Annotated in this window: 14 protein-coding genes; 9 read left to right on the forward strand and 5 right to left on the reverse strand. The window is 68.0% G+C overall.

Going from position 1 to position 14,070, the window contains the following annotated elements; genetic code table 11:
• Positions 1-8: 8 nt before the first annotated feature.
• On the reverse strand, positions 9-344 hold the full coding sequence (locus tag PSK12I2_RS0111880; RefSeq protein WP_007161973.1) for a hypothetical protein: 336 nt from the start codon (positions 342-344) through the stop codon (positions 9-11).
• A gap of 163 nt (positions 345-507) precedes the next feature.
• Here PSK12I2_RS0111880 and ppc point away from each other — a divergent pair, with 163 nt between their 5' ends.
• From ppc to PSK12I2_RS0111920, 7 genes are all read left to right on the forward strand, one after another.
• Positions 508-3,144: a phosphoenolpyruvate carboxylase gene (gene ppc / locus PSK12I2_RS0111885; RefSeq protein ID WP_027598569.1), complete on the forward strand. Its 2,637-nt coding sequence runs from the start codon at positions 508-510 to the stop codon at positions 3,142-3,144.
• A gap of 190 nt (positions 3,145-3,334) precedes the next feature.
• Positions 3,335-3,982 carry an adenylate kinase gene (gene adk / locus PSK12I2_RS0111890; protein WP_007161975.1) on the forward strand — a complete coding sequence of 216 codons (648 nt, stop codon included), beginning with the start codon at positions 3,335-3,337 and terminating at the stop codon, positions 3,980-3,982.
• A 137-nt stretch (positions 3,983-4,119) separates the two neighbouring features.
• A complete protein-coding gene (tsaB, locus tag PSK12I2_RS0111895) occupies positions 4,120-4,803 on the forward strand; it encodes a tRNA (adenosine(37)-N6)-threonylcarbamoyltransferase complex dimerization subunit type 1 TsaB (protein ID WP_007161976.1) in 684 nt (227 codons plus the stop codon).
• Positions 4,804-4,940: 137 nt separating this feature from the next.
• Positions 4,941-5,300: a hypothetical protein gene (locus tag PSK12I2_RS0111900; protein ID WP_007161977.1), complete on the forward strand. Its 360-nt coding sequence runs from the start codon at positions 4,941-4,943 to the stop codon at positions 5,298-5,300.
• On the forward strand, positions 5,300-6,157 hold the full coding sequence (locus PSK12I2_RS0111905; protein ID WP_007161978.1) for a DUF72 domain-containing protein: 858 nt from the start codon (positions 5,300-5,302) through the stop codon (positions 6,155-6,157). The genes PSK12I2_RS0111900 and PSK12I2_RS0111905 overlap by 1 nt, the downstream gene beginning before the upstream one ends.
• Before the next feature lie 108 nt (positions 6,158-6,265).
• Positions 6,266-6,967 (forward strand): extensin family protein, encoded by a 702-nt coding sequence (locus tag PSK12I2_RS23935; RefSeq protein WP_037007685.1) that lies wholly within the window; start codon positions 6,266-6,268, stop codon positions 6,965-6,967.
• Between the two features lie 31 nt (positions 6,968-6,998).
• Positions 6,999-7,781, forward strand: a complete 783-nt coding sequence (locus PSK12I2_RS0111920) for a class I SAM-dependent methyltransferase (protein WP_027598586.1) — start codon at positions 6,999-7,001, stop codon at positions 7,779-7,781.
• Positions 7,782-7,836: 55 nt separating this feature from the next.
• On the opposite strand, the gene PSK12I2_RS0111925 is transcribed toward PSK12I2_RS0111920, so the two are convergent.
• The 3 genes from PSK12I2_RS0111925 to PSK12I2_RS0111935 are packed head-to-tail and all read right to left on the reverse strand — an operon-like array spanning position 7,837 to position 10,834.
• The gene (locus tag PSK12I2_RS0111925; RefSeq protein WP_027598571.1) at positions 7,837-9,345 is read right to left on the reverse strand and encodes a tripartite tricarboxylate transporter permease; all 1,509 of its coding nucleotides are present in this window, start codon (positions 9,343-9,345) and stop codon (positions 7,837-7,839) included.
• Position 9,346: 1 nt separating this feature from the next.
• Complete coding sequence (locus tag PSK12I2_RS0111930; protein WP_007161982.1) at positions 9,347-9,805, reverse strand: tripartite tricarboxylate transporter TctB family protein; 459 nt, start codon at positions 9,803-9,805, stop codon at positions 9,347-9,349.
• A 48-nt stretch (positions 9,806-9,853) separates the two neighbouring features.
• Positions 9,854-10,834: a tripartite tricarboxylate transporter substrate binding protein gene (locus PSK12I2_RS0111935; protein ID WP_007161983.1), complete on the reverse strand. Its 981-nt coding sequence runs from the start codon at positions 10,832-10,834 to the stop codon at positions 9,854-9,856.
• Positions 10,835-11,164: 330 nt separating this feature from the next.
• Between PSK12I2_RS0111935 and PSK12I2_RS0111940 the strand changes: the two genes are divergently transcribed.
• Together PSK12I2_RS0111940 and PSK12I2_RS0111945 are read left to right on the forward strand one after the other, a co-directional pair.
• The gene (locus tag PSK12I2_RS0111940) at positions 11,165-11,836 is read left to right on the forward strand and encodes a response regulator (protein WP_007161984.1); all 672 of its coding nucleotides are present in this window, start codon (positions 11,165-11,167) and stop codon (positions 11,834-11,836) included.
• Positions 11,829-13,232, forward strand: coding sequence for a sensor histidine kinase (locus PSK12I2_RS0111945; RefSeq protein ID WP_027598572.1), 1,404 nt, complete (start codon positions 11,829-11,831; stop codon positions 13,230-13,232). The genes PSK12I2_RS0111940 and PSK12I2_RS0111945 overlap by 8 nt, the downstream gene beginning before the upstream one ends.
• Positions 13,233-13,234: 2 nt before the next feature.
• Here PSK12I2_RS0111945 and PSK12I2_RS0111950 read toward each other — a convergent pair whose 3' ends face one another.
• Positions 13,235-14,065, reverse strand: coding sequence for an HDOD domain-containing protein (locus PSK12I2_RS0111950; protein WP_027598573.1), 831 nt, complete (start codon positions 14,063-14,065; stop codon positions 13,235-13,237).
• Positions 14,066-14,070: the final 5 nt, after the last annotated feature.

Below are 14,070 nucleotides of genomic sequence, written 5' to 3' on the forward strand. Positions count from 1 at the left end.
GTCGGCGGCTAGTCGGGCGTTTCGGACTGCAGGCGATGCAGGTGCTTGCGCGCCAATTCGAGAAAGCGCGGGGTGGTGCCGGCATCGGCGTAGAGGGGATCGCCAAGCTCGTCGGTGGCCACCACGTCCTCGCCCTGCACATAGGGAAAGCTGGCCTCCAGCTCTTCGAAGGCGGCCGCCAGCAATTCACCGAGCAGGGCCTCGGGCGTGCGCTGGGGATAGAGTTCGCAGAGGGCCTCGAGACGGGCCGCGGTCTCCAGCTCCAGGTCGAGGTGGTAGCGGCGGGTGGTGCTGGAGGTGGTGGCCTGCTGCTCCCATTGGTGAGCGAGTTCGCGAATCTTCATGGGCATCTCCCGTGGCTTAGGCAAAGGTCGGATATTCAGGTCGAGCGCGGCTGGGCACCCTGCAACAGCCGGGGCTTGCAACCGTGACAGCGGGGTGCTGTCCTCTGCGCTAGACCGCAGCGGTTGCCGTGAGGTCCGAACCGGTACTTTCGAGGAGCACGAGATGGTGGAAATCGATGTTCGCCTGCGCGAGCAGGTGCGTTTGCTGGGTGAGCTCCTGGGGCAGACCATTGCCGACCAGCATGGCGCGGCCTTTCTCGACAAGATCGAGCGGATCCGCAAGGGCGCCAAGGCCGCCCGTGGCGGCTCCGCGGAGGGTGCCCGCCAACTGGGCGACACCCTGGATACCCTGGCCGAAGACGAACTGCTGCCGGTGGCGCGGGCCTTCAGTCACTTTCTCAACCTCGCCAACATCGCCGAGGAATATCACCGGGTCAGACGCCGCACCGAAGACGAGCCGCCGCCCTTCGAGCAGCAGGTACTGCCGGAATTGCTGGAGCGCCTGGGCGCGGCCGGTCAAGCGGGTAGCGAGCTGGCCGAGCGGGTGGCGGCGCTGGACATCGATCTGGTGCTGACCGCCCACCCCACCGAGGTCTCGCGGCGGACCCTGATCCAGAAATACGACGAGATCAGCGCGCAGCTGGCGGCCCTCGATCATCGCGACCTGACCTCCGCCGAGGTGGCCGCCATCGAGGCACGGCTGCGTCGGCTGATCGCCGAGGCCTGGCACACCGAGGAGATCCGCCGCCAGCGGCCGACGCCGGTGGACGAAGCCAAGTGGGGCTTCGCGGTGATCGAGAATTCGCTGTGGCAGGCGATCCCCAGCCTGCTGCGCAAGTTGGACGACTGCCTACAGGAACGCACCGGCCAGCGCCTGCCGCTGACCGCGGCGCCGGTACGCTTTTCCTCCTGGATGGGCGGCGATCGCGATGGCAATCCCAACGTCACCGCCGCCATCACCCGCGAGGTGCTGCTGCTGGCGCGCTGGATGGCCGCCGATCTCTACCTGCGCGATGTCGACCGGCTGGCCGCGGAGCTGTCCATGCAGGCGGCGAGTCCGGCCCTGCGCGAACAGGCCGGCGATCACCCGGAACCCTATCGCAAGGTGCTCAAGGTGCTGCGCGAGCGGTTGCAGATCACCCGCAGCTGGGCGGCCCATGCCATCACCGATCCCCATGCCGGCGCCCGTCATATCCTCAGCGACAACGCCGAGCTGATCGCCCCGCTGCAGCTGTGCTACGACTCCCTGCAGCACTGTGGCCTGGGCGTCATCGCCGATGGCTCCCTGCTCGATACCCTGCGCCGGGCCCGTACCTTCGGTCTCTATCTGGTGCGCCTGGACATCCGCCAGGACGCCGCGCGCCATGCCGCGGCCCTGGCCGATATCTGCCGCTATCTCGATCTGGGCGACTACGCCGCCTGGAGCGAGGCACAGCGCCTGGAATTCCTGCGTGGCGAGCTCGGCAGCCGGCGTCCCCTGCTGCCGCTGGACGCCGAGCTGGAGGCCGATACCCAGGAGGTGCTCGCCACCTGCCGCGTGATCGCCGCCTCGCCGCCCGATGCCCTGGGCTCCTATGTCATCTCCATGGCCGGCGCGGCGTCGGATGTCCTCGCCGTGCAGCTGCTGCTGCGCGAGTGCGGGGTACGCCAGCCGATGCGGGTGGTGCCGCTGTTCGAGACCCTCGACGACCTGGATCATGCCGGCAGCGCCATCGCCAGCCTGCTCGATCTGCCCGACTACCGCGCGCGCCTGGCCGGTCCCCAGGAGGTCATGATCGGCTATTCCGATTCGGCCAAGGACGCCGGCACCCTGGCGGCGGCCTGGGCCCAGTACCGTGCCCAGGAAGCCCTGGTGGACATCTGCGCCAGTCGGGGCGTGGAGCTGCTGCTGTTCCATGGCCGCGGTGGCACCGTGGGGCGGGGCGGTGGCCCGGCCCACGCGGCCATCCTCTCGCAACCCCCGGGCTCGGTGGCCGGGCGCTTCCGCACCACCGAACAGGGCGAGATGATCCGCTTCAAGTTCGGCCAGCCGGCCATCGCCGAGCAGAATCTGGCGCTCTACCTGGGCGCCGTGCTGGAAGCCACCCTGTTGCCGCCGCCCGCGCCGGAGCCGGCCTGGCGCGAGCAGATGGATCGCCTGGCCCGCGACAGCCTGCAGGCCTATCGCGGCGTGGTGCGCGAAGACCCGCACTTCGTCAGCTATTTCCGCCAGGCCACCCCCGAGCAGGAGCTGGGCCGGCTGCCCCTGGGCAGTCGCCCGGCCAAGCGCCGCGAAGGCGGCGTGGAAAGCCTCAGGGCCATCCCCTGGATCTTCGCCTGGACCCAGACGCGGCTGATGCTGCCGGCCTGGCTCGGCTGGGAAAGGGCTCTGGAAGAAGCCGAGCGCCGGGGCGAGTCGCCGCTGCTGCGCGAGATGCGCGAGCGCTGGCCGTTCTTCCAGACCCGCATCGACATGCTGGAGATGGTGCTGGCCAAGGCGGAGGCCGAACTGGCGCGGCTCTACGACCAGCGCCTGGTGGAAGCCGACCTGCAGGTGCTCGGCAGCCAGCTGCGCGAGCGGCTGCGCCAGGCGGGCGTGGCGGTGTTGCGCCTGACCGGGCAGGGCGAGTTGCTCGAACACCATCCGGAAACCCTGGTGTTCATCGCCGTGCGCAACACCTATCTCGATCCGCTGCACCTCCTGCAGATCGAGCTGCTGGCCCGGGCGCGGGCGGCCGGCGAAAGCCAGCCGGCGGCGCTCGATCAGGCCCTGCTGGTAAGCGTGGCCGGGATCGCCGCAGGACTGCGCAATACCGGTTGAACAGACTGTCGCTTTTGCCGGCGCCCGGGGTCGTCTGGACGGGCCCGGCACCTGCGACGCTTGGTAACTTGTGCGGCCAGGGGGCGCTGTGTATGGTTGGTCCCTTTGGCCGTCTCGTGTCGTCGACAACAATCATCGCGACAGCGCCCTGCGCGGGCTGCCAGTCCGAGACCATTCTAAGGAGCTACAGATGCGCGTAATCCTGCTGGGAGCGCCCGGTGCCGGCAAAGGTACTCAGGCCCGGTTCATCACTGAGAAATTCGGCATTCCGCAGGTTTCCACCGGCGACATGCTGCGGGCCGCGGTCAAGGCCGGCACGCCCCTGGGCCTGCAGGTCAAGGACATCATGGACAACGGTGGCCTGGTCTCCGACGAGATCATCATCGCCCTGATCAGCGAGCGTATCCTCGACGCCGATTGCGCCAAGGGTTTCCTGTTCGACGGCTTCCCGCGCACCATTCCCCAGGCCGAGGCCCTCGAAGCCGCCGGCGTCAAGATCGACCACGTGCTGGAAATCGCCGTGGATGACGAAGAAATCGTCCAGCGCCTGTCCGGTCGCCGCGTGCACCCGGGTTCGGGTCGCGTCTATCACATCGAACACAATCCGCCGAAGGTCGCCGACACCGACGACCTGACCGGCGAGCCGCTGGTGCAGCGCGAAGACGACCGCGAAGCCACCATTCGCAAGCGTCTGGACCTCTATCATTCCCAGACCAAGCCGCTGGTGGACTTCTACCAGAAGCTGGGCGCCGCCCAGGGCACGCCGAAGTGCAGCCGCATCGAGGGCGTGGGTTCGGTGGATGCCATCACCGCCAAGGTGCTGCAGGCGCTGAACTAAGCGCCGGTCACGGCCGCCTGTGCCTGCAGGCGGTCCGGTCAAGGCGCCGTCCTGGCGTCACGACCGATGGGCGGGTCCCCTCGCGACCCGTCTTCCTCTAGAATGCGCAGCCCTTTTCCCAGTTGCGGATCTGCCCCATGTCCATCCTGCTCGCCCTCGACACCGCCACCGAAGCCTGCTCGGTCGCCTTGCACCTGGGCGACGAGATCATCCATCGCTACGAGATCGCGCCGCGCCTGCATGCCCAGCGGGTCCTGCCCATGGTGCAGGAGCTGCTGGCCGAGACCGGTCTGAGTCTGGCGCAGGTGGACGCCATCGCCTTCGGGCGTGGTCCGGGCGCCTTCACCGGCGTGCGCATCGCTATCGGCGTGGTGCAGGGCCTGGCCTTCGGCCTGGACCGACCGGTACTGCCGGTGTCGAATCTGGCGATCATCGCCCAGCGCGCCTGGCGCGAGCGCGGCGTGACCCAGGTGGCTGCGGCCATCGACGCGCGCATGGACGAGGTCTACTGGGGCTGCTATCGCCTCGACGGCGCGGCCATGGTGCTCGCGGGGGCGGAAGCCGTGCTGGCGCCCGAGGCCATTGCCCTGCCGGCCGCCGCCACCGGCGACTGGTTCGGTGCCGGCACCGGCTGGGGCTATGTCGGCCGCATGGCCGTGCCGCTGATCGAGCAGGATGCCACTCTGTTGCCCCATGCCCGGGACCTGGCGGTTCTGGCGGCCACCGCCTGGCAGCGCGGCGAAGCCGTGTCGGCCGAGTCCGAAGCGGCGCAACCCGTTTATCTGCGTGATCGGGTCGCCACTCCCAAGCAGTCGGTCTGACGGCAGGAAACCACGCGTAATAGTCTGACGTCCAAGCTGTAGATGCCGCTCGTCCGCCGGTCGCGACGGGCGTCCGGCCCTTGATTGTCATAGCTTTCGACCCTACTTAGAGTAGTGCCATCCGTTCGGGACCTGCCATGCGCATTGACAGCGGCTATGCCTCCTCTGCTTATCCCCTGAATCGTTCCTCGCGCGCGGTCACGCCCGTACGCGAGGTGGCGAAGGATGAGGACGCCCGCCAGAATGCCATCGCCCGGGAGGCCGCAGGCAATCCCCGGCCCGACGTCGCACCCCTCCGCCGTGTGGAAGCGGCTGCGGCGACCGATGCCGACAATGGTAACGGTAACGGCCTGGTGCTCAGCGAGCGCGAAGGGCGCTTCGCCAGTCAGCTCACTGCCCGTGCCCAGCAGGCCCTGGCCAGCTACGGCAGCACCGCCGCCTTCGGCGCCGAGCCGGACGGCTCCTCCAGCGTCGTGGGCCTCGACCTCTACGCCTGATGCTGCCGTACTTTCTCGGCTGCCCCTCCTGGAACGACAACGCCTGGCGCGAGAGCCTCTACCACGGCTTGCGTCCGGGTGATTTCCTGCCGCGTTACGCCCAGGTGTTCAACGCCGTGGAAGGCAACACCACCTTCTACGCCTGGCCCGCGGCGGACACCATCCGCCGCTGGGCCGAATTGATGCCGACCGGCTTTCGCTTCTGCGCCAAGTTTCCCCGCGACATCAGCCATGCCGAGGATCTGCGGGTGCAACTCGCCAGCGCCCGTACCTTTCTCGAATTGCTGGCGCCCCTGGGTGAACGGGCCAGCCCCCTGTGGCTGCAACTGCCAGCGGGCTTCGGGCCCGATCGGCTCAAGGAACTGCAGGTCTTTCTCTCGGCCATGGCGCCGCGTTGCGCCCTGGCGGTGGAGGTCCGGCACCTGGCCTTTTTCGACAAGGGCGAGTCCGAGCGGGCCCTGAACCGGCTGCTCATGGACCTGGGCGTGGAGCGCGTCGGCCTGGATTCGGCCGCGCTGTTCAGCGCCGATCCGAGTGAGCCGGCCGTGCGCCTGGCCCAAGCCAAGAAACCGCGGGTTCCGGCTCGCGCCCTGGCGTTCAGCGAGCATCCCCAGGTGCGCTTCATCGGCCGCCTGGAGTTGGCCGCCAACGACTACTATCTGGCCAAGTGGGTCACGCGGGTGGCCGACTGGATCGAGGCGGGCAAGGTGCCCTATGTCTTCCTGCACACCCCGGACAACCGCCAGGCGCCCGAACTGGCCCTGAGATTCCATGCCCAGCTGCGCGAACGCCTGCCCGGTCTGCCGGCATTGCCCGAGCTGAGCACCGCCGACACCGAACAACTCGGTCTGCTCTAGCCCACGCCGGTTGTCGCGATACGTTTGGCGACGTTTTCGCCGGCATTCCCGCGGCTCGCTCCGGTCAGATGAGGTCTACCGCCTCGCGAATCTCCTTCGGCGCGCCGCATGAAAGCCAGACACCTGCTCGGTCTCGTCATCCTGCTCTATGGCGGTCTGCATACCGCCTTCGACCAGGGCTGGCTGCGTATCCCGCCGGCCTACAATCCCTGGGCGCCGCTGGATATCCAGGCCCCCACCAATGCCGTCACTCGCCTCAAGCTCTGGCGTCTGCAGGCCGATGCCGACTATTGCGCGGCGTCCCTGGCCACCTCGGCGCTCAACTATCGGGAATTGCGCGGCAATGCGGGGTCGGCCGACTGTCCGCTGGAGCGGGCCGTGCGCATCCAGCGCGGTGAAGGGGTGAGACTCAGCGGCAGCTTTGTCGCCAGCTGTCCCCTGGCGGTGAGCTTCGCGCTGTTCGAGCGACAGGCGCTGCAGCCGGCGGCCGAAGCCGTCTATGGCCAGCGGGTGGCCGAGGTGGAGCACTATGGCAGCTTCGCCTGCCGCAATATCTATGGCCGCGCCAGTGGCCGGCGCAGTCATCACGCCACCGCCAATGCCCTGGACATCGCCGGGTTGCGCCTGGCCGATGGGCGGCGCATCAGCGTGGCGCGGGACTGGACCGGCGATCCCCAGGCCCAGCGCTTCCTGCGGCTGGTGCGCGACGGGGCCTGCCGGTCCTTCAATACCACCCTGGGACCGGACTACAACGCGGCGCACCGCGATCATTTCCATGTCGACATGGGTGGCTTTCGCGTCTGCCGGTAGAATGACGGGTCTTTTCGCCTGCGAGTCGCCCATGTCCACCGCCCACCCCGCGCTTATCGTCGAAGCCCTGGAACCCGCCTTCACCGAGGCCGCCGCGGCCTGGGCCGCGCGCCTGGGCCTGCCCCTGGGCAGCGCCACCACCGAGGAATTCGCCGTGCAGGTGGGCGCCCAGGGCCTGCAACTGGTGCAGCGCGGCCCGGAGGCGCCGGGTCCGGTGCGGGTGGATTTCGTCGAGGGCGCGGCGGCGCACCGGCGCAAGTTCGGCGGCGGCGCCGGCCAGATGATCGCCAAGGCGGTCGGGATCGGCCCGGGCGTGCGTCCGCGCATCCTCGACGCCACTGCGGGTCTGGGGCGCGACGCCTTCGTGCTGGCCACCCTGGGCTGTGCGGTGACGCTGGTCGAGCGCCAGCCGCTGATCGCTGCCTTGCTGGAAGACGGCCTTGCCCGCGCCGCGCGGGATCACGAGGCGGCCGCCATTGCCGCCCTGATGACCCTGGTGCAGGCCGACTCCACCGCCTACCTGCAGCGCGGTGAGGGCGAGGTGCCCGAGGTGATTTACCTGGATCCCATGTTCCCGCACCGCGACAAGAGCGCCCTGGTGAAGAAGGAGATGCGCCTGTTCCGGCCGCTGGTGGGCGACGACCTGGACGCCCCGGCGTTGCTGGCCGCGGCCCTGGCCCGCGCCAGTCACCGGGTGGTGGTCAAGCGCCCGCGCAAGGCGCCGGCCATCGAAGGCGCCAAGCCCGGCTACGTGCTGGAGGGCAAGTCCAGCCGCTACGATATCTATCCGAAGAAGAGCTTCAAAACTTCTTGAACGAAAAAGCCCGCGGGCGGAAGGACTCCGGCCGCGGGCGCGGGTGTCGCCAACCTCAGACGGTCGCGGGCTTGGGCGCGCGACGCTTGCGCCAGGCACGGTAGAAGGGCAGGGCCACCATCAGGATGCAGACGATCCAGATGGCCTGGCTGATACCGCTCTGCCAGAGGATGCCCATGTCGCCGTTGGAGATCGACAGTGCGCGTCTCAGGCTGGTTTCCATCAGCTCGCCGAGGATGAAGCCCAGCAGCAGCGGCGACAGCGGGAAGTCCAGCTTGCGCATGATGTAGCCGAAGATGCCCACGCAGACCATCAGCACCAGGTCGAAGGTGGTGGCGTGCACCGCATAGACGCCGATGCCGGTGATGATGGCGATGGCCGGGGCCAGCGACCAGTTCGGCACCTCGAGGATCTTGGTGAACATCTTCACCATGGGCACGTTGAGGATCAGCAGCATCACGTTGGCGATGAACAGCGAGGCGATCAGACCCCACACCAGATTCGGCTCGTTCTGGAACAGCAGCGGGCCGGGGGTGATGTTGTAGAGGGTCAGGGCGCCGATCATCACCGCGGTGGTGCCCGAGCCGGGGATGCCCAGGGTCAGCATGGGAATCATGTTGCCGCACACCGCCGCGCCGATGGCGGTTTCCGGCGCTGCCAGGCCGCGCAGGTCACCCTTGCCGAACTTGCCATCGGCACCGGCCATGCGCTTCTCGGTGGTGTAGGCCAGGGCACTGGCCAGGGTCGCGCCGGCACCCGGCAGCACGCCGATGATGAAGCCGCTCACCGAGCTGCGCAGGTTGACCATGAACACGCTGCGCGCTTCGCGCACGTTGAACAGCATGCGCCCGGTGGCCTTGACCGCGACCTGGCCATGATGGGTCTGCTCCAGCAGCAGGAGCAGTTCGCTCACCGAGAACAGACCCAGCACCAGGATCACGAAGTCGATGCCGTCGGCCAGGTGCACGTTGTCGAAGGTGAAGCGGTAGACGCCGCTGTTGGCATCGATGCCCACGGAGGCGATGGCCAGGCCGAAGAGGGCGGCGACCAGGGTCTTGACCGGCTTCTCGGCGGCCATGCCGGAGAGGCTGAGGATGGCCAGGGCCATCAGCGCGAAGTATTCCGCCGGACCGAAGGCGATCGCCCATTTCGCCAGCAGGGGCGAGAACAGCACCATGCCGCAGGTGGCGATGAAGGCGCCGATGAAGGAGCTCCAGGCCGACAGCGACAGGGCCACGCCCGCCATGCCCTGGCGGGCCAGCGGATAGCCGTCCAGGCAGGTCATCATGGTCGCGGCTTCGCCGGGGATGTTCAGCAGGATCGAGGAGATCCGCCCGCCGTATTCGCAGCCCAGATAGACCGCTGCCAGCAGGATCAGCGAGGTTTCCGGCGGCAGACCCAGGGCGAAGGCCACCGGGATCAGCAGAGCGATGCCGTTGATCGGCCCGAGACCCGGCAGCAGGCCGACCACGGTGCCGATCAGGGTGCCGATGAGGGCCACGATCAGGTTGGTCGGCGTCATGGCGACGCCGAAGCCCTGCATCAGAAAATTCAAGGTATCCATGTCAGCCCTCCAGGAATTCCAGCACGCCAAGGGGTAGGGGGACTTCCATCACCCGATCGAACAGCACATAGAGGCCGATGGCGAGCAGCAGGCTGACCAGGGCGCAGGGCATCAGGCGACCGCCGTAGAGCAGGCCGCAGAGGGTGGCGGTGATGAAGGCGCTCAGCGGAAAGCCCAGCGGCTGGAAGGTCAGGGCATAGCCCAGCAGGATGGCGCAGCAGGCCACTACCTTGCGCAGCGAGGAGGCGTCCAGCGGTTTCTGGTCTTCGCCATCGCCGATCGGCGTGGGGCGGATGATCAGATAGGCCAGGCCCAGGCTCATCAGCCCGAACATCAGCATCGGATAGGCCCGCGGACCGACCGGCTCGTAGGAAAAGGGCGCCTGGTAATCCCGGGCGATGAACAGCATGACGAGTCCGGCCACCAGCCAGACCGCCATGAAGGCGCGTTGGAAGATCATGTCGACATCCTCGAAGGCGCCCGGAAGGGCGCCAGGGGCGGGGGCTCGTTACTGGATCAGGCCGAATTCCTTGGCCATGCCGCGGTAGCGCGCGACTTCCTTCTGCACATAGGCGTCCAGCTCGGAGCCGGTCATGGCGAAGGGGAAGAGTTCGCGCTGATCACGCAGCTTGGCGAAGTCGTCGGAGGCCAGCAGCTTGTCGAAGCTGGTCTTCCACCAGTTGTACTGCTCGTCGGTGACCTTCGGGCCCACATAGAAGCCGCGGACCACCGGCCAGACGATGTCGTAGCCCTGCTCGCGCGCGGTGGGGATGTCCTTCATCGCCGGTTCGTCGAAGCGCTGCTCGGCGAAGACCGCCAGCAGGCGCATGTTGCCGGCCTCGACATGGGGCATGGAGTCGGAGATGTCGGTGCTGCCGACCTGGATGTGCCCACCCAGCAGCGCGGTGGCGATCTCGCCGCCGCCTTCCAGAGCCACGTAGCGCAGATCCTTGGGATTGATGCCGGCGGCCTTGGCGATCAGCGCGGTCTGCATCCAGTCCTGGCTGCCCACGGTACCGCCGGAGCCGATCACCACCTTGCTCGGGTCCTTCTTCAGCGCCTCGACCAGGTCACCCAGGGTCTTGTAGGGCGAATCGGCCTTGACCGCGATGGCGCCATAGCTGGCGCCCACTGCCGCCAGCCAGCGCACGGCCTTCTCGTCGAAGCGACCGAACTTGCCTTGCGCCAGGTTCAGCAGCGAACCGCTGGAGAAGGCGACGATGGTGTCGCCGTCCGCCGGCCGCTGGGCCACCACGGTGTTGTAGGCCACCGCGCCCACGCCGCCGGGCATGTAGGTCACGCGCATGGGCTTGTCCAGCAGCTTGGCTTCCACCAGGCCGCTCTGGGCCAGCTTGCAGGTCAGGTCGAAGCCGCCACCCGGGGAGGCCGGGGCGATGCATTCGGGACGCTTAGGTTCGGCCATGGCCTGGGCGGACAGCAGCACGGAGGCGGCCAGGGTCAGGGTGAGGGTGCGCAAGGTGGTGCTCATCGACGTCTTCCTTTTGTTGTTATTTCAGAAGCTGACAGGCGGACACGGCTCAGGCTCGCCAGGGCGGCGATCGTTCGGAGAAGAGATACGGGAGCACGTGGAGCTGCGCGAGGGCGAGCATGGATGTCGTTCCGCTTGTTATTGTTGTTGGCCAACCAGGGGTGGCGCTTGGGCAAGCATCATGCGGTTCTGGGACCGCTACCTTTCACTCTAGACCGCCAAGCTTTCAACAGCCTTTCAGATGTGAAAGGCGGCGATAGTGGGGTTCCGGCTGCAGGCCAGCCGGCCGGTATCCGGTAAACTCGGATTTTTTGAGCGGGAGCTGTCAGCGTGCGCATCCTATTGGTCGAAGATCATCCGCCACTGGCCGAAAGCGTCGCCCAGGCGCTCAAGAATGCCGGACTCAACGTCGATCTGCTCAACGATGGCGTGGCCGCCGACCTGGCCCTGCAGAGCGAAAGCTATGCCCTGGCCATTCTCGACGTCGGCCTGCCGCGCATGGATGGCTTCGAGGTGCTGGCGCGCCTGCGCGAGCGCGGCGATCGCCTGCCGGTGCTGATGCTCACCGCCCGCGGCGAGGTCAAGGATCGGGTACAGGGGCTCAACCTAGGCGCCGACGACTACCTGGCCAAGCCCTTCGAACTCACCGAACTGGAAGCCCGGGTCAAGGCCCTGCTGCGCCGCAGCGTGCTGGGCGGCGATCGCCAGCAGCGCTGCGGCCCGCTGATCTATGACCTCAACACCTCGCGCTTCACCCTGGGCGAGGAGGCGCTGTCGCTCACCTCGCGCGAGCACGCCGTGCTGGCCGCGCTGATCGCCCGCCCCGGACGGGTCATGAGCAAGGAGCAACTGGCCGCCCAGGTCTTCGGCCTGGACGAGGAAGCCAGTCCCGAGGCCATCGAGATCTACGTCCACCGCCTGCGCAAGAAGCTGGAAGCCGGCGCCGTGCGCATCGTCACCTTCCGCGGCCTGGGCTATCTGCTGGAAGAGCAGCATGGCTGAAGTGGCGAAGGCGGCAGGCAGTCTGCGTGAGCGACTGCTGCTGCGACTGGTCGTGCTCTTGGCGGTGATCCTGGCGGTCAGCAGCCTGGCCGCCTATCTCAATGGCCGGCGGCTGGCCGACGTGGCCTATGACCGGACGCTGCTGGCATCGGCCCGCACCATCGCCGCCGGCCTGTCGGCCACCAATGGCACCCTGCGCGCCGACGTGCCCTACATCGCCCTGGACAATTTCGCCTACGACAACGTCGGGCGCATCTTCTACCAGGTGCTGGATACCCGCGGCCGGCTGATCTCCGGCTACGAAGAGATTCCACCACCGCCAGCGGACGCTCCGCTGACCCGCGACTATCCGGCCCTGGCGCGCTTCTACAACAGCACCTATCGCGGCAAGGACGTACGGGTGGTCAGCCTGGCCCAGCCGGTCAGCCAGCCGGATCTCACCGGCATGGCCGAGATCCGCGTCGCCGAGACCGCCGAAGCCCGCGAGGAGGTGGCCCGCAGCCTGCTCACCGACACCCTGATCCGCCTCGGACTGATGGGGCTGGGTGCCATCCTGCTGGTGTGGATGGCGGTCGGCGCCGCCCTGCGCCCCCTGGAGCGTCTGCGCCAGGCGGTGGAAGAGCGGGGCGTGGACGACCTGCGGCCGCTGCCCGAGGTGCGGGCGCCCCAGGAGTTGCTGCCGCTGGTGCATGCCCTGGAAGGCTTCACCCTGCGCCTGCGGCGGCTGTTCGAGCGTCAGGCGGACTTCATCGCCAACGCCGCCCACGAATTGCGTACCCCGCTGGCGGCGATCAAGGCGCGGGTCGAGCTGGGCCTGCGCGAACGCGAGCCCCAGGCCTGGTACGCCACCCTGGAAGAGACCCGCGCCAGTACCGATCGCCTGGCGCGCCTGGCCAACCAGCTGCTGTCACTGGCGCGGATCGAGAGCGGCGCCCAGGCCATCGCCGAAGGCGGCGCCGAACGCCTGGAACTCAGCGATCTGGCCAGGGAACTGGCCATGGCGCTGGCCCCCCTGGCCCATGCCAAGGGCGTCGCCCTGGCCTTCGAGCCCTTCGCCAAGGCGCCGGTGATCGGCGAGCCGACACTGCTCAACGAGCTGCTCTGCAATCTGGTGGAAAACGCCCTGGCCCATAGCCAGTCAGGTGGCAACATCGTGGTGCGGGTGCTGGCCCCGGCGGTGCTGGAAGTCGAGGATGACGGCCCCGGCATTCCGGCCAATGCGCGGGCCAAGGTCTTCGAGCGCTTTCAACGCCTGGATCCGCAATCCGGGGGCGCCGGTCTGGGACTGGCCATCGTCGGTGAGATCTGCGCTGCCCACCGGGCGCGCATCCAGTTGCTGGACGGCGCGCTCGGCGGACTGCGGGTGCGGGTCGAATTTCCCGCCGAGGAAGCCTAGGCTCAGCCGAGCAGGGTGCGCGACTGTTCCACCGCGTCCCAGAAGGACTGATCCTGGGCCGGATCCGGCTGGTTGTTCAGCCCCAGGCGGATACCGGCGGGCAGCGTCTGGACCGCGATCTCCTGCTGACCCTGGCGCTGCGCGTGCAGCTGGGTCGCGACCTGCACGATATCGGCATAGTCGGCCGCCGCGGGCTGCCGCTCCAGCGCCAGATATTCCCGCGGTACGCAGGCGATGTCGGCCGGGAAATCCCAAACCTTGAGAATGCGTTCGCCGATCTGCGGATGAATGCGCGCCGTCACCTGGTCGAGGGTGATGGCGTTGGCCAGCAGGTCTTCCTGTTCTTCGGCATAGGTGAGGATCGGCAGCACGCCGATCTGGTGCACCAGGCCGGCGAGCAGGGCGCGGTCGGCCATCAGCCGCGTGTACTTCTTGCACAGCGCATGGCTGATGGCGGCGATCTCGGTGCCCTGGCTCCAGACCTCGCGCATCTTGCGATCCACGGCGTCGCTGGTGGCCTGAAACATCTGCTGCATGGCCAGGCCCGTGGCCAGATTCGCCGTGTAGTTGATACCCAGGCGCCCGACCGCCATCTGCAGGTCGGTGATCTCCTTGCTGGTGCGCAGGAGCGGGCTGTTGACCACCTTGATCAGGCGCGCCGTCAGGGCGGCGTCCATGGCGATCACCCGGCTCAGCTCGGCGACGCCCACGTTGGGGTCTTCGGCCGCTTCTCTGACCTTCAGTGCCACCTCGGGGAGGGTGGGCAGCACCACGCGATCGGTGTCTATCGCGTGGAGAAGATCCTGGACAACTTTTTCGGCAAGAGGAGTCATGACGT

This window comes from Pseudomonas sp. MOIL14HWK12:I2 (assembly GCF_000510745.1).
Taxonomy (GTDB): Bacteria; Pseudomonadota; Gammaproteobacteria; order Pseudomonadales; family Pseudomonadaceae; genus Chryseomonas; species Chryseomonas oryzihabitans.